Origin of the sequence: Pedobacter sp. MC2016-15 (genome assembly GCF_026239695.1) — a bacterium.
Lineage (GTDB): Bacteria > Bacteroidota > Bacteroidia > Sphingobacteriales > Sphingobacteriaceae > Pedobacter.
Map to the genome: position 1 here is coordinate 928,034 of NZ_JAPIVS010000002.1, position 22,935 is coordinate 950,968.

Sequence of the window (22,935 nt, forward strand, 5' to 3'; positions counted from 1 at the left end):
TGAATAATTGCGAAATGTTTATGGTTTCCTATATTAGCGTTTGAAAATCAGAGATTAATTTCTTCATTTAAATAAAAAATACTGTATGAACAACGAAAACCAGGATGCGTCCTTTAAGAGAGAACTGGGACTTTTAGACGGGACAATGCTTGTTGTCGGGTCCATGATTGGCTCGGGGATATTTATTGTCAGTGCTGATATTACACGGCATGTCGGTTCTGCGGGCTGGCTCATCCTGATCTGGGTTTTATCCGGCCTGATTACGATGATCGCTGCGGTAAGCTATGGGGAGCTGAGTGCGATGTTTCCTAATGCCGGTGGGCAGTATGTTTATCTCAAAGAAGCCTACAATAAACTGATTGCATTTTTGTACGGATGGAGCTTTTTTGCTGTGATTCAGACAGGCACAATCGCTGCAGTAGGAGTGGGGTTTTCAAAGTTTGCGGCTTATCTATATGAACCACTGAGTGACGGCAATATCTTATATACCCTGGGCTCCTTTAATCTGAATGCCGCGCAGCTGGTATCTATAGTGACCATTATCCTGCTAACATATATCAATGGACGCGGAGTTAAGGAAGGTAAGATTCTTCAGACCACCATGACCATTATAAAGATTCTTTCCCTCTTCGGACTCATCATAGGTGGTTTTATGTTTGGTGCAAAGACCGAAATCTGGGATGCCAACTGGACGGATGCCTGGAATACCCGCGCCTTTGATACGGGTACTTCCTCCTGGCTGCAGATTGGTGGAGCTGCGCTTCTTGCAGGTATTGCCGCTTCAATGGTGGGCTCCCTGTTTTCAAGTGATGCCTGGGTTGGCGTAACCTTTATTGCCGGAGAGATCAAAGATCCGAAACGGAACGTAGGCTTGAGTCTTTTTTTTGGTACTTTCATTGTCAGCGTCATTTATATCCTGGCCAATCTCATGTATATATCGGTAATGCCGTTAAACGATATCGCTTTTGCGAAATCTGACAGGGTTGCGGTAGCTGCTGCCCAGAACACTTTCGGTGATATCGGAACGCTGGTGATGGCAGTAATCATCATGATCAGCACCTTTGCCTGTAATAACGGACTGATCATGGCAGGGGCAAGAGTTTACTATACGATGGCCAAAGACGGGCTGTTCTTTAAGAAAGCAGCGATTCTGAACAGAGCTGGTGTGCCTGCATGGGCCTTATGGATACAATGTATCTGGTCTTCGCTGCTATGTCTTACGGGCAAGTATGGCGACCTGCTGGATTTTGTGATGATCATTGTAATCATCTTCTATATCCTTACCATCTACGGGATCTTTATCCTGCGCCGGACACAACCTGATGCAGAAAGACCATATAAGGCCTTTGGATATCCATTTCTGCCATCTCTGTACATTATTCTCGCTGGCGCACTTTGTGTAAGCTTGCTGATTACCAGGTTTAGTACCTGCGGATGGGGAGTGCTGATTATGCTGCTGGGAATACCGATTTACTATTTGTCGAAGCCTGCCGAGGAAGTATAAATTAAAAGCTGTATTTTTGCTGAAAATTAAAAGCAATTGGGAACTCCACTAGATTCAGGCATAAAAGGATATAATAATTACGGTACTCACCTTAAAACGAAGTATAAAGGGCAAAGAGTATTCAAAGTAATTGTTGACGGCGGCTTTACCTGCCCGAACCGAGATGGCAGTAAAGGCTATGGAGGATGTACCTATTGTAATGTGGATTCTTTTACACCTGAACTATCCAGGAAGCTGCCTACTATCCGCGAACAGCTGGAGCAGGGAATGGAGCGTGGTAAGGGTTTCTACAAAGCGGACAAATTTATCGTCTACTTTCAGCCCAATACCAATACCTACGCACCTGTACATTATCTGAAAATGATGTACGATGAGGCCTTATCTATCAATACTGAAGATGTGGTAGGTTTTTCTGTGGGTACAAGACCGGATTGTATCGACGCTGAGAAAGTAGCATTATTGGAAAGTTATGCCGATAGATTTGATGTGGATCTGGAAATGGGTATGGAATCTATCTATGATGAAACTCTTGATCAGATCAACAGGGGATGCAGTCATGCGGAATTTGTAGCTGCTGTGCAATTACTGGAAAATACGAAGCTCGATCTTTGTGTGCACACCATTTTTGGATTCCCATGGGAAACTGAAGAAATGATGATGGGATATATCCACGAAATCAACAGATTTCCGCAAATTAAGTTTGTTAAATTTCACCACCTTCATATTGTTGAAGGTTCCATTATGGGCGTTAAATATAAAAAGGAGCCTTTTAAATTATTCAGCCTCGAAGAGTATACAGACTTGCTTTGTAAACTGATTCCAATGCTGAGACCGGATATCGTGATTCAGCGTCTGTTTGGTATCTCCGACTGGGATTTGCTGATTGCGCCTAACTGGGGATTAAATAAATCTTCGATACAAACTTATATTGACAGGGAGATTGAAAGAAGAGGAGTAGTACAGGGGTCAGCCTATGCTCCGGTACTGGTGTAATCTCCAAATAATTCTGTTACCTTTTGCTTTCTGAAATTAAAGATCTTCTGTAGTTTAGCTGCAACAAATACGCTGTTGGCAATATTTCCCAATATACCCATTGGTAATCCGTAGGTGAGGATATCATTCATTTCAACACCCCCTGGTATTTCTCTGAAATGATGCTGGTGGTGCCAGAATTTATAGGGACCAAAACGCTGTTCGTCAATAAAATATTTATGTTCCTCTACCTGTGTGATCTCTGTCATCCAGTTCAGCTTTATCCCCGCGACAGGTGATACCTTATACGTGATAATCATGCCAGGGTACATCTTATCCCCGGGCTGCAATGCAGAAGTAACCGTAAAGGCCATTTCTTTAGGAGTGATTTTCGCCAGGTTGAGGGGAGAAGAAAAGAAATCCCATGCCTCTTCAAGGCTGATGGGTATACGCTGAGAAAAATTGAGATGGTAGGCCTTCATATGATACATTAACAGCTTTGCTGGATAATTGTTTGTACGCGTTTTTATTGTAAGTTACCGAAAAATATGATAAAAATCATAAATTTTATGTGGACAGATAATGTGATTATCGCACTTTGATCCTTAATCACTTGAAAATATTTAATATTTATCAGGATTTAACGATTAAAATTTGAATAAATGCAGTTTCTGTTTATCTTTATGGAATTAAAATCTATAAATTCAAATTTTCATGAACAAAATTCAGTTAAAGCAGGTTGTGCCATTCGTAATTTTTGCGATTGTAGCGATTGCAGCCCTTTTTGTACCTCTGCATCCTAATTTTGATGAGGGTAAATATAATGCGGCTGATGTGGGGTGGATCATGGTGGCTACTGCTTTGGTATTTTTAATGACACCGGGGCTGGCCTTTTTCTACGGTGGTATGGTACATAGAAAGAATGTACTGTCTACAATGATTAAAAGTATTGTATCTGCCGGAGTAATCAGTGTCTTGTGGGTTACTGTAGGATTTAGTCTTGCCTTTGGTGATTCTATCCATGGACTCATTGGCAACCCGGCAACTTATTTGTTTTTTGATGGTGTAAATTCAGGTCCGTCCTGGAGTCTTGCACCAACTATTCCTTTAACTTTATTTGCCCTTTTCCAGCTGATGTTTGCCATCATAACACCAGGCTTGGTCGTGGGCGCAGTAGCTGAACGTATTCGTTTCACCTCTTATATTGCATTTATCGTTTTATTTGCGCTGTTTGTTTATTCGCCGCTGGCGCACTGGACCTGGCATCCTGAAGGATTGCTGTTCAAGATGGGAGTAATTGATTTTGCGGGTGGTACAGTTGTACATATCTCAGCAGGGATGGCTGCACTGGCAGGAGCCATTGTCCTTAAAAGAAGGAAAGTTCACATGGAGCACCAGGAAATACCACCTTCCAACATTCCGTATGTACTGATCGGTACTGGTTTATTATGGTTCGGTTGGTTTGGCTTTAATGCCGGTTCTGCACTGGGTTCTACCAGTCTGGCAGTTTCTGCTTTTGCAACTACAAATATTGCAGCTGGTGCTGGTGGTCTGTCATGGATGTTCTTCGATGTGCTGAGGGGCAGAAAACCTTCAGTACTTGGTTTCTGTATAGGCGCCGTAGTAGGTCTCGTAGCAATCACACCTGGAGCCGGCTTTGTTGCAATCCCGCATAGTATTTTTATCGGTGCAATTGCTGCAATTATATCTAACCTCGCTGTATCATGGAAACAAAAAACTACGCTTGATGACACACTGGACGTATTTCCTTGTCATGGTGTAGGAGGTATTATCGGAATGTTGCTGACAGGTATCTTTGCTACAAAAACTGTTAACCCTGCGGGTGTTGACGGATGGTTTTATGGTAATCCTGACTTCTTCTTCACGCAGTTGAAAGGAGTATTGATCGTTGCAACATTCAGTTTTGTAGTTTCGTTCCTGATTTTCAAGATTATCAATACCTTCCAGCCAATCCGCGTATCTTCTGAAGAAGAAGAAGAAGGTCTGGATGTAAGTCAGCATAACGAGAAATACTCTCAGGGTACACTGATCGTTGTATCTACCGGGGTAGAAATGGAGCAGGAGGCATAGTTCAGCCTAAGAATTTATATAAAGGTATGCGATGTTCCCGCATACCTTTTTTTATGTCTTTTAGTGTACCATTTTATCTGCACAGGTACTGCTGGCGAAAGCTTCAGGTTTAGCCTTAAAAATAAAACCCATGCTCAGGATATAACCCATTGCTTCATTCAGTGCCTTGTTCGATTTAAACATCGGATTGGTGTTGATGTCAGCATGCACTTCAAGATCTACATCATAGAGGTCCAGCAGATCGCAGACAGAATAGGCTGTCTCGATAGACTTCTGTACCTCAATCAGCATTCTTTCCTTGATGGTCATTTTCTGCTGGCTCTTTTCCTGGTGGATAAACATAAATCCTCCGTGATGTTCTCTGAGCAGTACAATTACCGTAGCGAAATCTGTGAAGGGGCCCTTCACCTGTGAATCAGTACCAATGCAAACTTTGAGGTGATAGCCATTTGCAGTTTCTCTGATGATGGCTTTTTCTACTTCTTCTAAAATTGGTGTGTGGATCACTTCACCATTAAATTTCTTCCAGGTCATACGTAATTGGTGTTAGGTAACAACCCGTATACAGGTTTTCTAAAAATAGTTTGATTATGTTAAATATACATTAATTTCCTGTGGTTTATTTGCTAACAATCAATGGCTTATCAACAATGTAGACATTGGGCAGAATGTCCCTTAATTGTCCGTGGAATGTCTGGAAACCAGAAAAATCAAACAATCGCTGTGCCCGGGGAGTTTTGTTAGTGTAATATGGTAAACAAAACAATAATAGTTTCAAACCGCTTACCCGTCAAAATAGTTGAAAGCAATGGCGAATATCTCCTGAGTCCGAGTGAAGGTGGACTTGCAACGGGCCTCGGCTCAGTGTACAAAAAGGGAGATAATATTTGGATCGGGTGGCCCGGAATAGATGTTCCGGAAGAAAGACAGCAGGAAGTAACAGAAAAACTCGCAGAACTCAATCTGATCCCTGTATTTTTAACCCCTGATGAAATCAACCTTTATTATGAAGGTTTCTCAAATGAAGTGCTCTGGCCTGTATTCCATTATATGGTCACTTATGCAAATTATGAACAAACATACTGGGATTTTTATCAAAGTGTAAATCAGAAGTTCAAAGATACGGTGAACGTTCACCTGAATGAAGGTGATACCGTCTGGGTTCATGATTATCAGCTTTTATTATTGCCGGGACTCATCAGAGAGGTTCAATCTCATGTCACCATTGGTTTCTTCCAGCACATTCCTTTTCCATCGTATGAGATTTTTCGCTTGATACCATGGAGGGACGAACTGGTAGAAGGGATGTTTGGGGCCGACTTGCTCGGCTTTCATACTTTTGATGATGTAAGACATTTTTTGAGCGCAGCATCACGTTTAACAGCAGCAAAAATTACAGACAATGTGGTTACGTTTAAAGAACGGCAGATCGTTGTAGAGTCTTTTCCTATGGGAATTGATGAGGTGAAATTTGAAAGCCTCGTCACAGAGCCTGCCGTTAAAGAACATATTGAATCGCTCAAAGAGACCATGCAGGATCGTAAGATTGTGTTAACGATCGACAGGCTCGATTACAGTAAAGGTATTTTACAACGGCTACAGGCTTATGAATTGCTGTTGCAAATGCATCCTGAATATATAGATCACCTGTCGCTTTATATGATCGTTGTTCCCTCCAGGGATACTGTTCCTCAGTATAAGGAACTGCGCGACCAGATAGATCAGCTGGTAGGGAATATCAATGCTACTTACAGAACCCTGAACTGGCTTCCTGTGCATTATTTCTACAGGTCATTTCCTATAGAATTCCTTTCAGCTTTATATGCCACCGCAGATATATGTCTGGTGACACCTATGCGCGACGGAATGAACCTGGTGAGCAAAGAATATGTAGCCACCCGGGTAGATAACACCGGAGTGCTTATTCTCAGCGAAATGGCAGGGGCCTCAAAAGAGCTGAATGATGCACTGATTGTAAATCCTAATAATATAGGGGATGTGATGAGAGCAATTGTTAAGGCCTTTAATATGTCTACAGAGGAGCAGGCGACACGCATGTCTGGCATGCGTGGAATTGTGAAGAAGTTTGATATACACCTTTGGGTTAAAAATTTTATGGATAAATTGGAAGAAGTGAAGCAGCTGCAGGAATCGTTACTGACAAAATTTGCAGTCAGGGTAGTGAGAGAGCAGATGGCGAAGGATTATGTTGCTGCAAAGGAAAGATATATATTTCTCGATTATGATGGTACCCTCGTCGGTTTTAACGGCGATCTTGAAAAAACGGCTCCTGATCCGGAGCTGTATAAAATATTGGAAACATTAACTGCAGATCCTGCAAACCGGGTGATTATTATCAGCGGAAGGAGAAATCAGACGCTGGAAGAGTGGTTCGGGCATATGAAACTGGATCTTATCGCTGAGCATGGCGCATGGCAGAAACGGGATCAGGAAGAATGGAAGTCATTGCCATTGTTAACCGACCAGTGGAAACAGGATGTGAAAGCCGTGCTGGATACTTATACAGACCGGACGCCGGGTTCATTTATTGAAGATAAAAGTTATTCCCTGGTATGGCATTACCGCAAAGTTGAAGAAGGATTGGGTGAGCTGAGAGCGAATGAGATCATCAATCACCTTAAGGTGACAGTTGCTGACAAAGGATTGCAGATGATGCCCGGCAACAAAGTGATAGAATTCAAAAATATAGAAGTAAATAAAGGTAAAGCTGCTTTGAGCTGGCTTTATGATCATGATCCGGATTTTATCATCGCATTTGGGGATGACCATACTGACGAAGATATCTTTAAGGCTTTACCTGCATCAGCCTATACCATTAAGGTAGGAAGTAATATTTCTGCAGCGCGGAATTACCTGCGTAATTTTACGGAAGTGCGTGAGTTACTGAAGATACTCTCTAACAGTAATGCCAATGCACAGCTGAAATAAAAACAGCCGTACGCATAAGTACAGCTGGAATATCATGACAGGCTTGTTTCCCCTAAAGGAAAACAGGCCTGTCTAGTTTTATAGCAATTCTGTGGGCCGCATTCATGAGTCCTACATGACTATAAGCCTGCGGAAAATTACCCCACTGACTTCCATCTTTCTCGTCGATATCTTCTGCAAACAGGTCCAGATGGTTACCATAGCTGATCAATGAATCAAATGCTTTTACCGCATCATCTATACGTCCTACAATAGCAAGGGCTTCTACATACCAGAAAGCACAGATCAGGAAGGTAGTTTTTGGTTTTCCAAAATCATCCGTATGACGGTAGCGGTAGAACAAGCCATTTTCTGCTTTAAGCTCTGCTTCGAGCGCAATCAGATGGTCTTTAGCACGCTGGGAATTGGGATCTAAATAATTCATCAGAATCAGCTGCAGGGTGCTTGCATCCAGATGAGCGCTGCCAATGGCATGATTATACACTTTTCTCTCCGGATCATAACAGGCTTCGATATGTGCTGTTGCGCGTTCAATCAGAGAGGTTGCGCGATCCTGGAATTCCTGATTTCCTATTCTTTTGGCCATTTTGAGCGCAGCGTTTGCGCCGGCCCATTGAAAGAGGTTGGTATAACAATGCATATTGGCCAGATTTCTGAACTCCCAGATCCCTGCGTCCTCCTCATCGATTGTACTTTCAATTTTTGTCAGCAGGTAATCCAGCCAGATCTTGGAATCTTTACGCTCACTGTAAATAAACCTGTTGTCAGAGTACAATGGCAGCATGGAAATCAGCACCTGTCCGTAAATGTCATTCTGGATATGTTCAAATGCCTGATTTCCTATCCGCACCGGCTGATTACCCTGATACCCCTTCAGATCAGTTAGGATTCTTTCAGTGAGAACCCTTTCTCCGGCAATGCCAAATAGCGGCTGGTATCTCTTATCATCCCGGAAAGAGATGTCAGTGATATAATTGAAATACTTCTCCATTTCTTCAAAATGGCCGATATGATTAAGAGCTGTAATCACATAATAGGTATCCCTCATCCAGCAAAAACGGTAATCCCAGTTGCGCGTGCTACCCGGAGATTCAGGTAAGCTTGTGGTGCTTGCGGCGATAATCGCGCCGGTATCTTCATATTGGTGAATTTTAAGCACAAGGGCTGAACGGATAACGAGTGATTGCCTGAAGCCGGCTATGGTAGAGTGTTTAATCCATGTTCTCCAGTATTTTCGGGTTTCAAGGAGAAACCTTTCTGCAGTACTCTCAATGGGTGCCTCAAGATTATAACCATAAGTCATGATCAGGTATTTGGTATCGTTGAGTGCAAAATGCTTTTCATCTTCGATATAAGACAGAGAGATGTTTGTACTCAGCTGCATATGATGTTCGCTTCCTGTAAACAGAAGGTGATTACTGCCGCGGGATCCTTCCTGGAAACCTTCCCCGTATTCAAAGGTGGGCTTACAAGTTACTTTTATCCTTGGATTACCCTCCAGAGGCTCAATCTTGCGAATAAACATCAGCGGTTTATAGTAACGTTCATATTGAAAAAAGCGGGGTGCAAAATCTGTGATCTTGTATCTTCCTTCTTCATTGGAGATTTCAGTACAAAGGATATTGGTATTTTCAAGGTAATATTGGTCTGAGGTATAATTGCCTTCAGGAAGAATAGAATATTCTCCACCTTTTTCCTGATCCAGTAGTCCTCCGAAAACAAAGGAGCTGTCAAATCTTGGCCAGCATAACCAATCTACATTTGTGTTTTTATTGATATGTGCAAGGAAAGCACAATTTCCGATAATTCCCGTCTGGTAGGTATGTCTGTCCATTATCTGTTTTTTGGTACATGATGGCACAATTTTCATACGAATACTGTGCCTGTGATTTATTGATAAATAAAAACCTATAGCTTACAATCGTCATGCCGCAATGGTACCGGGCAAATTGCAAGTCCGTCAATGCCTGAAACTGCTGAAAACAAAAAATAAAAATCTGCTGTTTTATCATTAAATTACTCATTAAATTACTCATTAAAATCGGAAAAGATGAACACAGAGCTGAACAACGAATTTTATTTACTTCAACAAAGCCGGTCTAATGCGAAGTACCTGGATATTCTGGAAGAGAAAATTTGCTCACCTATCCAGGAGGCTAACAGTAAAGTAACATCATGGATGTATAAAAGAGGGACCATGTTAATGAGGCTCGAAAAAAAGGCACAGATGAGAGTCGGTAAAGTCTTATCTTTGCTGAATGATGGTAGAAAAGGTACTGGGTAATTTAAAAATCACTTCTCTTAATGATATGCAGCAGTCTGCCATGGCGGCTGCTGACAAAGGAAAAGATGTCGTTTTACTTGCTCCAACAGGATCGGGTAAAACGATAGGGTTTTTATTGCCTGTTTTAAAAAATCTGAATGCAGAGGCGAAGGGTGTTCAAGCATTGATACTGGTACCTTCAAGAGAACTCGCTTTACAGATAGAACAGGTTTTCAGGCAAATGAGCACTGGCTTTAAAGTCAACTGCTGTTATGGAGGCCATCCTGTAAAAATTGAACGGAACAACTTTGAGCAGCCCGCGGCAGTTCTGATCGGTACGCCCGGCAGGATTGCTTATCATTTAAGAAAAGAGAATTTTGATGAGTCCGGCATCAGCACCCTGGTGCTCGATGAGTTTGATAAAGCGCTTGAGTTTGGTTTTCAGGAAGACATGGCTTATATCATAGGTAATTTGCGTTCACTTAAACAGCGTATGCTAACTTCGGCTACGGCGATGAATGAAATACCTGATTTTACAGGGTTGAAGCAACCGGTTGAAGTCAATTTTTTAAAGGATGTAAAAGTAGCTCCTGATCTTAAACTGAAGAAGATCATCACGACAGCAGAAGATAAACTGGATACCCTGTTTGAACTGATCTGCAAGATCGGGTCACAAACTTCTCTAATCTTTTGCAATCATAGGGAAACAGTAGACAGGATTAGCGATTTGCTGATTGATAAGGATCTTGCTCATGATATCTTCCATGGAGGGATGGAGCAGGATGAAAGAGAGCGAGCCCTGTTAAAATTCAGGAACGGGAGCATCAAAATACTTATTACCACAGATCTGGCGGCGCGGGGGCTGGATATTCCTGAAGTAGGAAACATCATCCATTATCAGCTTCCTTATACTGAAGATGCATTTTTACACAGAAACGGACGTACCGCACGTATGAATGCAAAGGGCACAGCTTTCCTGATTATGACTGAAGAAGAGAAATACCCTTTTCTGAAAGCTGAAATTGAGATCGAAAAGCTGAAAGGTAACTATGAGCTTCCCAAAGACAGCCAGTGGCAAACACTTTATATTGCTGCGGGTAAAAAAGATAAAGTCAACAAGATAGATATTGTAGGGCTACTGCTAAAAAAAGGTGGTCTCCAGAAGGAGGATGTCGGGCTGATAGAAGTAAAAGATCAGAGTTCATATGTGGCCATAAAAAGGAATATGGTCAGGAAGGTACTTGCTGCCCTGCGCGATGAGAAGATAAAGAACAGAAAAGTGAAGATAGAAGTAGCAATGTAAATATGAGCAACAACGACATTTTTAAAAAGCTCCGCGTAGCGCTGGAGCTGAATAACGAAGATATTATCATGATTCTGGGATTGGTAAATTTTAAGATCACCAAAAGTGAGCTGGGCTCATTTTTCAGAAGTGACGACCATCCTAATTTTAAACCTTGTGGCGACCAGATCCTGAGAAATTTCTTAAATGGATTGGTCATCTATAAAAGAGGTCCGCGGGTAGAAAAACCTGCCGCCCCAAAAGCAGATTAAATACGCACTGTTATAAAAATTAACCAGATATTAGACGTATTAGGTTAATTTGATTGAACAAACCGTTATACTTGTGAACGGAAGGTTGAATAGCATTGCATGGCAAATGGTTGATTTTTTAAAATTTCATGGAAATCTGGCTCATTTAAAATGCATAATTTTATTTAATGTCTTTTGGTTTGCCTGCTCCCTCAGTGCAGAAGCGCAGGTACAGCGAAAGGTAACCGGCAGTGTCATAGATTCTCTCAAAGATGCTGTTCCGGGTGCCGATGTCTTCATGATCGCTGATAAAGATACCCTCAATACCATCACAGACAGCCGCGGGCGCTTCGCTTTTGCCGGTGTGAAAACAGATAATATTTCGCTGCTGATTATGAGGGTGGGCTTTAAGCCTTATACCATGAGTTATGTCTACCAGGCAGACCAGCTTAACCTGGTGCTCTATCCCATCATGCTGCACCTTGAATCTAACCTGCTGGATGAAGTGGTGATCAAGGGGCGCGACAAACCCATGAAAATAAAAAGGGATACCATTGAATTTAATGCATCATTTTACCAGATCTCAGAAAATGACAGGGTGGAAGACTTGCTGCGGCAGCTCCCGGGGGTAGAGGTAGATGCCAATGGCAATGCATTTACAATGGGTAAACCATTGGTAAAACTTCGTGTCAATGGGGAGGATTTTTTCACGAATAATGTGAAAGACTTCATCAGGCAGCTTCCGGCAAACATCATCGATAAATTACAAATCATCAATGATTATGGGGATGAGGCGAATTTTACGGGAATGAGAACCGGCGACTCCCAGAAGATGCTGAACCTGGTCACCAAAGCCGGGCAGAACAATGGTACCTTTGGTAATGCTTCTGTCAGCGGTGGTACAGATCACCGGTACGGACTGCAGGGAAATGGTAACTATTGGGAAGGAAGTAAGCAAATTGGTGTAAGCAGTAATTCCAGCAATACCAGCAATGATGCGGGAATTAATACCAATGCCGGTGCCGGTTTAAATTACAGGGATAAATTATCCAATGGGGTCACTGCAAGTGCCGTATATAACTATGCTTATATTAAAAACCTGTCCAATCAACTCAATTCTATTGAAACAATCAGCCGGGGTGGAACAATCTTCAATAAATCGGAATCCAAAAGCAGGTCTACCGATAATAACAATACGATCAATTTTAATATTCAGTCGATAGCAGACAAAAGTTATTTTCAGGCCTCATTAGGTGGCTCAATGGTGAAAAGGGGACGGGCAGCAGAAACTGATTCCAGACAAACAGGTCTGATCAGGCAGGATTTGTTCAACCAGACGGTGTCCAATGTGGAAACGCCAAATCTCAATGGAAACTTTGTATGGGCAAGAAGTATGGAGAAACCAGGCAGAAGTATGTCGGGAGGGGTAACGCTGAGTACAGGTATTAACCAGGTGGAAGAAGAGCTTGGAAACAAAATCAGCTATTACAACAGGAATAACAATACGCCATTAAAGGATTCTGTGATCAACAGGCTGGTGGAAACGGAAAACAGGTCGAATACTGTCACTGCCGACTTCCGCTACAGTGAACCTCTGCGTGCCAGCCAGGATTCAGCGGTTAAAAAGAATATTGATTTCGCCTACTTCTTTTCTTTCAATAAAAACAGGAACAGCTTATATACGCGTGTAAATAACAGTGCCGGTGCCAATACTGTGGTAGACTCATTGAGTTCTTTATATTCTTCTTCTTTTCTTTTGCATCGCTTTGCGGTAAGTTACAGATACCAGTCTAAACGCCTCAATTATAACCTTGGATTTACTGCTCAGCCAAGTCAGTTAACGGGTGAATATGATGGTAACGAATCAAAGATAGACCATCTGGAACTCAATGTATCGCCAATTGTAAACCTGAGCTATGCAGTATCCGATTGGGATAACATTGCCTTTGTCTACAGTGGTACAAGTACTGCGCCTGATTTTTACCAGCTGCAACCCGTACCAAATATTACTAACTTGCAGAACGTAATCATAGGTAATCCCAACCTGAGGTCGAGTTTTACCCATTCAGGAACGCTTAGTTTTCAGCATACAGAAGAAAATAGTGGTGCAACGTTGATGCTTGGTCTCAACGGATCGGTGGTGGAAGATCAGGTAGTAAGTAATGTGCTGCTGGTAAAAGACACCCTGAATAGTCTGAAACAGCAAACACACTTTGAAAATGCCAATGGTACTTATCAGTTTGGCAGTTCCTACTCTTATTCTGTTCCCTTTGCCAAAAACAAATTCAATGCAGAAATTCGGGGAACATGGGATTATATCAATATGGTGTCCTTTGCAAATGATATTCTAAATACCAACAGAAATATCAATTACTCTCAAACGCTAAAGCTCAGGATGAACCAGCGTCGGTTGACCTTGTCAGGCTCTGCCATGTATAATTATAGCAGTAACCGTTACTCCATCGCACAGCTCAGTTTAAGGAATGTAGAAACCTGGCAGTTTAATGTGAACGAGCGCACCAATGTTGGCAAAAGCTGGGTGGTTATTGCTGACGTATCAAAAAGAATCAATTCGGGATATGAAATTAAAGTAGCAAACCCGCTGCTGATTAATTTCAGTGTAGAGAAGACCATGTTCAAAAACAGGCAGGGCACGATGATGTTGCAGGGATATGATTTACTGAACCAGGGAAATAACCTGGTAAGAAGTATATCTGATAATTCGATCACTGACAGTCAGTATAACCAAATTACCAGATATTTTCTTTTAACCTTTACCTACCGTTTGCAAAAATTTGGAGGCAAGGGCAGCTGATATTAAACCAGCTTTTTGTAACGTATACGGTGAGGGGTTACATCACCGAGTCTTTTCTTGCGGTTTTCTTCGTAATCGCTGTAGTTACCCTCAAAGAAGTAAACTTGTGAATTACCTTCAAAGGCAAGGATATGCGTACAGATCCTGTCCAGGAACCACCTGTCGTGACTGATGACCACTGCACAACCACCGAAATTCTCCAGCGCTTCTTCCAGTGCGCGTAGTGTATTGACGTCGATATCATTGGTAGGTTCATCGAGAAGCAGCACGTTAGCACCTTTCTTTAGCGTGATCGCCAGGTGAACACGGTTGCGTTCTCCCCCTGAAAGGATGTTTACCTTTTTCTGCTGGTCGCCGCCATTGAAGTTGAACTTCGAAACATAGGCACGTCCATTCACCGCTTTATTTCCGAGCTGGATGTTGTCCAGTCCGTCGGTAATATTTTCATATACCGTTTTGTCGCCTTCAAGGTCGTTGTGCATCTGGTCTACGTAACCCAGTGCTACAGTTTCCCCGACCCTGAAAGTACCTTCATCAGGTGTTTCCTGTTCAGTAATGAGGCGGAAGAGGGTAGTCTTTCCAGCACCATTGGGGCCAATGATTCCAACGATACCTGCCGGTGGAAGAGAGAAACTCAGGTTTTCAAACAGGATTTTGTCTCCGTATGACTTAGTGATATTGTTGGCTTCGATCACCACGTTTCCAAGTCTTGGTCCTGCAGGGATGAAAAGCTCCAGTTTATCTTCTCTTTCTCTTGAATCCTCGGATGCCAGTTTATCATAATTTGATAACCTAGCTTTAGATTTTGCATGTCTTGCCTTAGGTGCCATACGTACCCATTCCAGCTCGCGCTCCAGTGTTTTCTGACGTTTGCTCTCTGTTTTTTCTTCCTGTGCCAGTCGTTTAGCTTTCTGGTCTAACCAAGAAGAATAATTTCCTTTCCAGGGAATACCTTCTCCGCGGTCCAGCTCAAGAATCCATCCTGCTACATTGTCAAGGAAATACCTGTCGTGGGTAACAGCAATGACAGTTCCTTTGTAATCTTTCAGGAATTGCTCCAGCCAGTCGATACTTTCCGCGTCAAGGTGGTTGGTAGGCTCATCCAGCAAGAGTACATCAGGTTCCTGCAAGAGCAGACGGCACATCGCCACACGGCGGCGCTCACCACCTGACAGTACGCCAATTTTGGTTTCCGGATCAGGGCAGCGCAGTGCATCCATAGCACGTTCCAGTTTGGTATCCAGCTCCCAGGCATTTGTGGCGTCAATTTTATCCTGTAGTTCACCTTGTTTAGCCATCAGCTTATCCATTGCATCAGCATCTTCATAAACTTCAGGTAATCCAAACTGCTCATTGATGTCTTCGTATTCTTTCAGAATAGCAGTGATTTCTGCAACACCTTCTTCAACAACTTCGCGCACAGTTTTATTTTCGTCCAGTTCAGGCTCCTGCGCCAGGTAGCCTACAGTATATCCCGGAGAGAATACCACCTCGCCCTGGAAAGCTTTATCCAGGCCTGCAATGATTTTCAGAACAGATGATTTACCTGATCCGTTCAAACCAATGACGCCAATTTTGGCACCGTAAAAGAAAGAAAGGTATATGTTTTTTAATACTTGTTTTTGAGGGGGATAAATCTTATTTACCCCCGCCATTGAGAATATTATCTTTTCGTCTGACATGTTTGGTTGTTATGTTTGTACTCCTGATATCCGCAAATATAAGCAAGCGAACACAGTATCGAAATTATCATACCTATTATATCACTTTATCAGCGGGCAAACTTAAACCGGCCCGCCATTTTAACTCATGATGAGAAATAAGACCTGACATTTTAGTACTAAAATTATGTTGTAACTTACAAAATGACAGGTCGTTTTAGTGTAAACAATCATTACATTACTGGGACAATTCTCCCAAAACCCCTGGTTGTTTTCAAAGCAATGATTATTTGAACTACCTTAGAGGTAGTTTTTATTTTCTTTTCATGCAGAAATTATTATTGCTATTCGTGTCAAAAGTTAGTAAGTTTAGTGAAATAACGTCAGGATCTAAATCTTTCTTCCTCTGTATGGCGTAATTGTTGATAAAATAAATCAGATTGGTAACGCTTTTTATAACATATTTTATAGTTTAGGGCGTTCCTGTTTTTAGAAAAGGTATATATGGAAGCTAAATTTTCACCACAAGTAAAAGACGTGATTTCGTTTAGCAGGGAAGAAGCCCTGAGATTAGGTCACGATTATATAGGCGCTGAGCATCTTTTGTTAGGCCTCATTCGCGAAGGCGATGGAATGGCAATCAAAATATTGAAGTCACTGGGTGTTGATACGTCTAAGTTACGCCGCTCAATTGAAGAGGCAGTTAGGGGTACATCAAGTGTGACGGTTAACCTGGGAAATATCCCATTGACTAAACAGGCCGAAAAAGTACTAAAAATTACATATCTCGAAGCTAAAATCTTTAAAAGCGATCTGATAGGAACAGAGCATCTATTGCTTTCAATCCTGCGCGATGACGATAATATTGCTTCCCAGATTCTGCTACAGTACAGTATTAACTATGAGATTTTCAAACAGGAAGTTGAAGTAAATAAAAACGGCTTCAGGGATGAAACTCAGGGTAGTGCTTCTACCGGCGGGGACGATGATTACCGTGAAGAGGAAAGTTTCTCCAGCCCTAAAAAGGTATCTGACATTAAATCCAAAACTCCGGTTCTGGACAACTTTGGAAGAGACCTGACCAAGGCTGCGGAAGAAGGCAGGCTTGATCCTATCGTAGGCCGTGAAAAAGAAATTGAACGTGTTTCACAAATCCTTTCACGCCGTAAGAAAAACAACCCTATTCTGATTGGTGAGCCGGGAGTAGGTAAATCTGCAATTGCAGAAGGTCTAGCCCTGCGTATCGTGCAGCGTAAAGTTTCAAGGGTACTGTTCAACAAAAGGGTAGTAACCTTAGATCTCGCCTCACTGGTTGCAGGCACAAAATACCGTGGCCAGTTTGAAGAACGTATGAAAGCGGTAATGAATGAGCTGGAGAAATCTACGGATGTGATCCTGTTTATTGATGAGATACATACTATCGTTGGCGCTGGTGGGGCTTCAGGTTCACTGGATGCTTCCAACATGTTCAAACCTGCCCTGGCAAGGGGAGAGATACAATGTATTGGTGCTACCACACTGGATGAATACCGTCAGTATATCGAGAAAGATGGTGCTTTGGACCGTCGTTTCCAAAAAGTGATGATAGAGCCTGCTTCTCCGGATGAAACGATTGAGATCCTCAACCGTATCAAAGAGAAATATGAAGAACATCATGGTGTAACCTATACCACAGAAGCGATTAATGCCTGCGTTTCGCTAACTTCAAGATATATTACGGACAGGTTCCTTCCGGATAAAGCTATCGACGCTTTGGATGAAGCCGGTTCAAGGGTTCACCTGACCAATATCCATGTTCCTGAAAACATCATTGATATCGAGACCAAAATCGAGAATATCAAAGTTGAAAAGAACAAAGTGGTGAAAAGCCAGAAATATGAGGAAGCTGCCAAGTTAAGAGATACAGAGAAAAATCTGCTTGAGGAACTTGAACGCGCAAAATCTGCATGGGAAGCTGAAACTAAAACCAAACGTTATACAGTAACGGAAGATAATGTTGCTGAAGTAGTTTCCATGATGACTGGTATTCCTTTGCAGCGTGTTGGACAGACTGACAGTGTGAAATTGCTGAACATGCAGGAAACTGTGGCAGCAAAGATCATTGGACAGGATGATGCCATCAAAAAACTGACAAGGGCTATTCAGCGCACAAGAGCTGGATTGAAAGATCCTAAAAAACCTATCGGTTCATTCATCTTCTTAGGCCCAACAGGTGTTGGTAAAACTGAGCTGGCGAAAGAACTTGCAAGGTTTATGTTTGACAGTGATGATTCACTGATTCAGATTGATATGAGTGAGTATATGGAGAAATTTGCTGTTTCACGTTTAGTGGGAGCGCCTCCGGGATACGTGGGTTATGAAGAAGGTGGTCAGTTAACTGAAAAAGTTCGCCGCAAACCTTATGCAGTAATCCTGCTGGATGAGATTGAAAAAGCTCACCCTGATGTGTTCAATATCTTGTTGCAGGTACTTGACGAAGGTCAGCTGACTGACAGTTTAGGTCGTAAGGTCGACTTCAGGAATACGATCATCATCATGACCTCTAATATTGGTGCACGCCAGCTGAAAGATTTTGGACAGGGTGTAGGTTTCTCTACCAGTGCCAAAACCAACCAGGTAGATTCACACTCAAGAGGCGTGATTGAAAATGCACTGAAACGTGCTTTCGCTCCTGAGTTCCTGAACCGTGTGGATGATGTGATTGTATTCAATACATTAGGTAAAGAAGAGATCTTCAAAATCATTGATATTGAGCTGAAAGCCTTATTTGGTCGTGTACATACACTGGGTTATGAAATCAAATTGACTGATGTGGCTAAAGACTTTATTGCCGACAAAGGTTTTGACAGTAACTTTGGTGCCCGTCCGCTCAAACGTGCGATACAGAAATACCTGGAAGATCCGATTGCTGAGGAGATCCTTAAAGGAGAGATCAACGATGGAGATATCCTTGAAATCGATTACAATAAAGAAACTGATCTGATTGTAGTAGAGAACAAGAGTCCTGGTAAAAAGAAAAAAGAAGTATAAGATTTGAATCTTTAACCATACAAGGCTGCCTGATTTCAGGCAGCCTTTTTTATTTACAAAAACATCCTCATTTGCTGGGTAGGTACCGCAAAGCTCCCGGAATCAAGAACAATCTTTTTAGTGTTCAGGTTATTGATCCTGCAATGCAGCTTAAATGTATCACGTATCATACGGGCAATATTTCCATCGCCTCTCATGCGGTCGCCAAACCTGCTATCGTTCACCTTACCGCCATGACAGGATTGAATCATATGCCATACCTTATCAAATCTGTCCGGGAAATTCTGACGCAGCCAGTCTTCAAAGATTGGTCCTATTGCACCATTTAACCGCACTACAGTATAGCCGGCACCTACAGCCCCGCAAGAGGCAATAGTTTTTAAAACTTTGGGAATCTCATGGTCATTCAAACCGGGAACAATAGGCGCAACCATTACACCCGTTGGGATGCCCGCAGAACTTAATTCTTCAACCACTCTCAGTCTTTGCCGGGCAGTGGTTGTTCGTGGTTCCATGGCTAGTCTGAGCTTTTCGTCCAGACTGTTGATCGAAACGTATACCATGCACAAATGTTGCTTTGCCATCTCTTGCAGGATATCCTTGTCACGCAGAATCAATGAGTTTTTGGTAATCATTCCAATGGGCTGTTTATAGGCAAGTGCGATCTCCAGCAGCTGACGGGTGAGTTTATATTCACGCTCTGCAGGCTGATAACAGTCTGTATTTCCGGAAAGCGAGATTGTTTCGGCATTCCAGCCCTTTCGCTCAAGAAATTTCCTGAAGAGATCAGGTGCATCCTTTTTGATAATGATCTTTCTTTCAAAATCAAGTCCCGCACTAAAACCCCAGTATTCATGAGCATTCCTGGCATAACAATAGGTACAGCCATGCTCACAGCCCTGATAGGGATTGAGTGACCAGGCCATGCCCACGTCTGGACTCTCCACCTTATTGACTATAGATTTTGATGTCCCAATAATAAAGGTTGTCTTTTGGTTCTCAACCTCCCAGTCGTCAATGCCTTCTGCGTGTTCCTGAACATACGAATTGGCTGCAAAGCGATTATGTGGGTTGAATTGAGCACCCCTGCCTTTCAGGTAATTACCAGTATTTTTATCCTCTAACATATCTCTAGTATAGTTAGTTAAAATTACTAATAATATTAGTATTAAGCAAGAAGGTATTTATCTTTTATTGATGGGGACATAATCCATTGGGACCATATCGCCAATCTTCTCATATGCCCAGAAACCTTCGTAGAGTAAAGCTTTGGAATCATGCATTCCGCCATTTGGATAAAAGCTCACTGGTCCCTGCAGCATTTGCACCACCGAAATCTGATAGTTTGGAACATTAAGAGGACGCATGATATAATGACCCGTATTGGAATAACCGGTGCTTTCTTCTTCTTTGGTATACATTACATAAAGTTCGTCCTTGTAATTGATGGTCTTCATGTTCGGGAACATCTGTTTAACCAATGTGTCCGTGGCCACGCCAGACATGTCCAGACTGGTATATTCCTTTGGCAGGTTTGCGATTTGCATTAACGTATTTAGTGAGTCATTGATCATTGCCGCTGAAATCACCTGTATCTTTCTCTTTCTCAGTAACCTGGCCTTTGTTGCAGCAATATAGGCATCAGAGGGCCGGTTAGGGTTGGGTGTCTTGATCCGTTTATATATAATAAAGCCCTCTTCCTCTACCTTGTTTCTGTAGAGCGATTGGAAGAAATGCTGCGGTGATCCTGCATACGCAATTTCACGGTTCTTTAACCATGTTTTTCTTTTGCTGCCAGAACCCTTCAGGTCTTCAAATACCGGAAGGCCAGAGAAAAAGACAATCCTGGTATCAAAGTTATATTCGAAGAGGTTGAGCATATATTTGAGACGGTATCCCAAAGCCTTATTTTCTACTACCAGAAATTCATTACTGGTTACACTTAAGATACGATGATCACCGTCATATTTGATGTACAGCACCTCCGGGTTAAGTATCTTACATTTTGCCGAATTTGGGGTGCGTCCAATAAAGAATTCTTTAAATAACTGCAGGTTTTTTTCGCGGTTGGGATCTGCTGTAATTACCACCTCGCGTAACTGAACAGTATTTTCCTGCAGCACAATTTTGATGTTTACGGTCTGGTCAGAGATGATTACGCTTTTGCTGAAGGGCAGGTAGCCCATCATCTGTACCACCACTTCGTAAGCACCCGGCTTTAAATTAGCAAGGTTAAACTGCCCGTCATTATTTGTAACTGTCGCCGTCGTATAACCACTGAGATAAATACCTGCCCCAGGGAGGGTTTCTCCTTTTTTATCCTGCACAACACCTGTAATGGAAAACAGTTTCTGGGCCTGCACATTTACACTTAATACCAGCAGAAATAGTGTCCCGAGGAGATACTTGATCATAGGGGCTAGTTTTTAAAGCTGAGCAGGTCCTCTGCGTTTTTGAGTGCAGATTCACCAGGATTTTTTCCACTGAGCATCTCAGCTATTGCTGCTACACGCTCTTCGCTGCTCAATCTGCGTATCCCCGTGGTCGTTCTGTCGCCATCTTCTTTTTTATAGACAAAGTAATGCGCTTCGCCCTTCGCAGCAATCTGAGGGAGGTGCGTGATACAGATTACCTGCATGTTCTGCTCCAGTTCACCGATTACATCACCTACGCGTAATGCCGTTTCGCCTGAAATACCAGTGTCAATTTCATCAAAAATAAGCGTTGGCAATGCAGTATGTTTGGAGATGATAGACTTGATGGCCAGCATCAGTCGCGACAGCTCCCCGCCGGAGGCAACCTTTCCTACAGGAGCAGGTGCCTGTCCGGCATTTGCCGAAAACAGCAATGCGATCATATCTTTGCCGTCCTTATTCAGGTTTTCTACTACCGTCTGTTCAATTTTTATTTTCGCATTCGGCATACCAACCTGCACCAGGATTTCTCCCACCTGCTTTTGTGCTACGGTGATTGCTTTGCTTCGTTTTTTTGACAGCGTATCTGCTATTTTCTCCAGATCAATTTTCAGGGCATTGATCTCTTTGATCAGGCGCTCTATCTCTTCATCACTATTCAGCAGTGTATTTAAACTGTCTGATAGTTCTGCCTGTATGGCGAGCAACTCCTCGATGCTATTCACACGGTGTTTCTGCTGCAGCGTGTAAACCGTGTCCAGTCTTGTATTGATTTCTTCGATACGCGAGGGGTTAAACACAATATTTTCTTCAGATGATGCGGTTTCATCGGCTATGTCCCTGATCTCGATCAATGAAGATCTTAATCTATCATTGAGGGCCACATATGCAGGATTGAACTTTTCTATGCCCTGCAGTTGAATGATAACTTCTTTTAATATAGGGATTACTGCGGTTTCTTCGCCGTCAAGCAGATTATAGCCATTTACCAAGCCTCTTTTTATACTCTCAGCGTGGTTCAGTGCTTCCAGTTCCATCTCAAGAGCAGCCTGTTCATCTGCATTCAGATTTGCATTTTCCAGCTCATTGTACAGGAATTGCTCGTAATCCTGTTTGCTGCGTGCCTCATCGGCAGATGTCTGCAAATTAAGCAGGTGTTGTAAATGCTTTTTATACGTCTTAAATTTCTGTCTGTAATCCGTCAACAGTGGCAAATGGTCGGATAAGGTGTCTACAACAGATAACTGGAATCCCGGATCATTTACCTCTGAAGTAGCATGCTGTGAATGGATGTCGATCAGTTTTTCTCCAATCAGCTTCATTACTGCCAGCGTTACGGGAGTATCATTGATGAAGGCCCTGGACTTACCGTCTATAGAAATTTCCCTTCTCAAAATGCTGTCCCGATGGAAGTCGAGGTCAAGTTCTTCAAAATAGCCTTGCAGAGATGTGCCGGATAGTTTAAACTGCCCTTCGATCACACATTTTTTATCCTGGTTAAAGAAGTATTTAGTTTCCGCACGCTGGCCCAGAATCAGAGAGAGTGCGCCTAACATGATAGACTTACCTGCACCTGTCTCACCAGTGATAATATTCAGACCTTTATCGAGTTCAAGGTCAACACTATCGATCAATGCATAATTACGTATAGAAAGTTTCTGTAGCATATTCTTTGCTAAATTATGAAAACTTAGTCAATGGAT

General features: G+C 42.5%; 16 protein-coding genes. 9 read left to right on the forward strand and 7 right to left on the reverse strand.

Annotated elements, in window-relative coordinates; genetic code table 11:
• The first annotated feature begins 85 nt into the window (after nt 1-85).
• Nucleotides 86-1,504, forward strand: coding sequence for an amino acid permease (locus tag OQY15_RS08825; protein WP_265790315.1), 1,419 nt, complete (start codon nt 86-88; stop codon nt 1,502-1,504).
• Nucleotides 1,505-1,540: 36 nt separating this feature from the next.
• Nucleotides 1,541-2,497, forward strand: coding sequence for a TIGR01212 family radical SAM protein (locus OQY15_RS08830; RefSeq protein ID WP_265790320.1), 957 nt, complete (start codon nt 1,541-1,543; stop codon nt 2,495-2,497).
• Here OQY15_RS08830 and OQY15_RS08835 read toward each other — a convergent pair.
• Nucleotides 2,476-2,958: an SRPBCC family protein gene (locus OQY15_RS08835; protein WP_265790322.1), complete on the reverse strand. Its 483-nt coding sequence runs from the start codon at nt 2,956-2,958 to the stop codon at nt 2,476-2,478. The two genes, OQY15_RS08830 and OQY15_RS08835, sit on opposite strands and share 22 nt — an antisense overlap.
• 232 nt (nt 2,959-3,190) lie before the next feature.
• On the opposite strand from OQY15_RS08835, the gene OQY15_RS08840 reads away from it, so the two are divergent.
• A complete protein-coding gene (locus OQY15_RS08840) occupies nt 3,191-4,567 on the forward strand; it encodes an ammonium transporter (RefSeq protein ID WP_265790325.1) in 1,377 nt (458 codons plus the stop codon).
• 60 nt (nt 4,568-4,627) lie between these two features.
• On the opposite strand, the gene OQY15_RS08845 is transcribed toward OQY15_RS08840, so the two are convergent.
• A complete protein-coding gene (locus OQY15_RS08845; RefSeq protein WP_265790327.1) occupies nt 4,628-5,101 on the reverse strand; it encodes a ribonuclease H-like YkuK family protein in 474 nt (157 codons plus the stop codon).
• A 216-nt stretch (nt 5,102-5,317) separates the two neighbouring features.
• On the opposite strand from OQY15_RS08845, the gene OQY15_RS08850 reads away from it, so the two are divergent.
• Nucleotides 5,318-7,516: a bifunctional alpha,alpha-trehalose-phosphate synthase (UDP-forming)/trehalose-phosphatase gene (locus tag OQY15_RS08850; RefSeq protein WP_265790329.1), complete on the forward strand. Its 2,199-nt coding sequence runs from the start codon at nt 5,318-5,320 to the stop codon at nt 7,514-7,516.
• A 52-nt stretch (nt 7,517-7,568) separates the two neighbouring features.
• Here OQY15_RS08850 and OQY15_RS08855 read toward each other — a convergent pair whose 3' ends face one another.
• On the reverse strand, nt 7,569-9,350 hold the full coding sequence (locus OQY15_RS08855; protein ID WP_265790331.1) for a glycoside hydrolase family 15 protein: 1,782 nt from the start codon (nt 9,348-9,350) through the stop codon (nt 7,569-7,571).
• A 216-nt stretch (nt 9,351-9,566) separates the two neighbouring features.
• On the opposite strand from OQY15_RS08855, the gene OQY15_RS08860 reads away from it, so the two are divergent.
• From OQY15_RS08860 to OQY15_RS08875, 4 genes are all read left to right on the forward strand, one after another.
• Entirely contained in the window at nt 9,567-9,800 is a 234-nt protein-coding gene (locus OQY15_RS08860; RefSeq protein WP_265790333.1) for a hypothetical protein, read from the forward strand.
• A complete protein-coding gene (locus OQY15_RS08865; protein ID WP_265790336.1) occupies nt 9,775-11,082 on the forward strand; it encodes a DEAD/DEAH box helicase in 1,308 nt (435 codons plus the stop codon). Before OQY15_RS08860 ends, OQY15_RS08865 begins: the two co-directional genes overlap by 26 nt.
• A 2-nt stretch (nt 11,083-11,084) precedes the next feature.
• Nucleotides 11,085-11,333 (forward strand): DUF1456 family protein, encoded by a 249-nt coding sequence (locus OQY15_RS08870; protein WP_265790338.1) that lies wholly within the window; start codon nt 11,085-11,087, stop codon nt 11,331-11,333.
• 106 nt (nt 11,334-11,439) lie between these two features.
• Entirely contained in the window at nt 11,440-14,127 is a 2,688-nt protein-coding gene (locus tag OQY15_RS08875) for an outer membrane beta-barrel protein (protein ID WP_265790340.1), read from the forward strand.
• Between the two features lie 2 nt (nt 14,128-14,129).
• On the opposite strand, the gene ettA is transcribed toward OQY15_RS08875, so the two are convergent.
• Nucleotides 14,130-15,809: an energy-dependent translational throttle protein EttA gene (ettA, locus tag OQY15_RS08880; RefSeq protein ID WP_265790342.1), complete on the reverse strand. Its 1,680-nt coding sequence runs from the start codon at nt 15,807-15,809 to the stop codon at nt 14,130-14,132.
• Between the two features lie 483 nt (nt 15,810-16,292).
• Between ettA and OQY15_RS08885 the strand changes: the two genes are divergently transcribed.
• Entirely contained in the window at nt 16,293-18,818 is a 2,526-nt protein-coding gene (locus tag OQY15_RS08885) for an ATP-dependent Clp protease ATP-binding subunit (protein ID WP_265790344.1), read from the forward strand.
• A 53-nt stretch (nt 18,819-18,871) separates the two neighbouring features.
• On the opposite strand, the gene OQY15_RS08890 is transcribed toward OQY15_RS08885, so the two are convergent.
• The 3 genes from OQY15_RS08890 to recN are packed head-to-tail and all read right to left on the reverse strand — an operon-like array spanning nt 18,872 to nt 22,899.
• Entirely contained in the window at nt 18,872-19,945 is a 1,074-nt protein-coding gene (locus OQY15_RS08890) for a PA0069 family radical SAM protein (protein ID WP_265790347.1), read from the reverse strand.
• Between the two features lie 57 nt (nt 19,946-20,002).
• Complete coding sequence (locus OQY15_RS08895; RefSeq protein ID WP_265790349.1) at nt 20,003-21,232, reverse strand: carboxypeptidase-like regulatory domain-containing protein; 1,230 nt, start codon at nt 21,230-21,232, stop codon at nt 20,003-20,005.
• Nucleotides 21,233-21,237: 5 nt separating this feature from the next.
• Nucleotides 21,238-22,899 carry a DNA repair protein RecN gene (gene recN / locus OQY15_RS08900; RefSeq protein ID WP_265790353.1) on the reverse strand — a complete coding sequence of 554 codons (1,662 nt, stop codon included), beginning with the start codon at nt 22,897-22,899 and terminating at the stop codon, nt 21,238-21,240.
• Between the last annotated feature and the right edge of the window lie 36 nt (nt 22,900-22,935).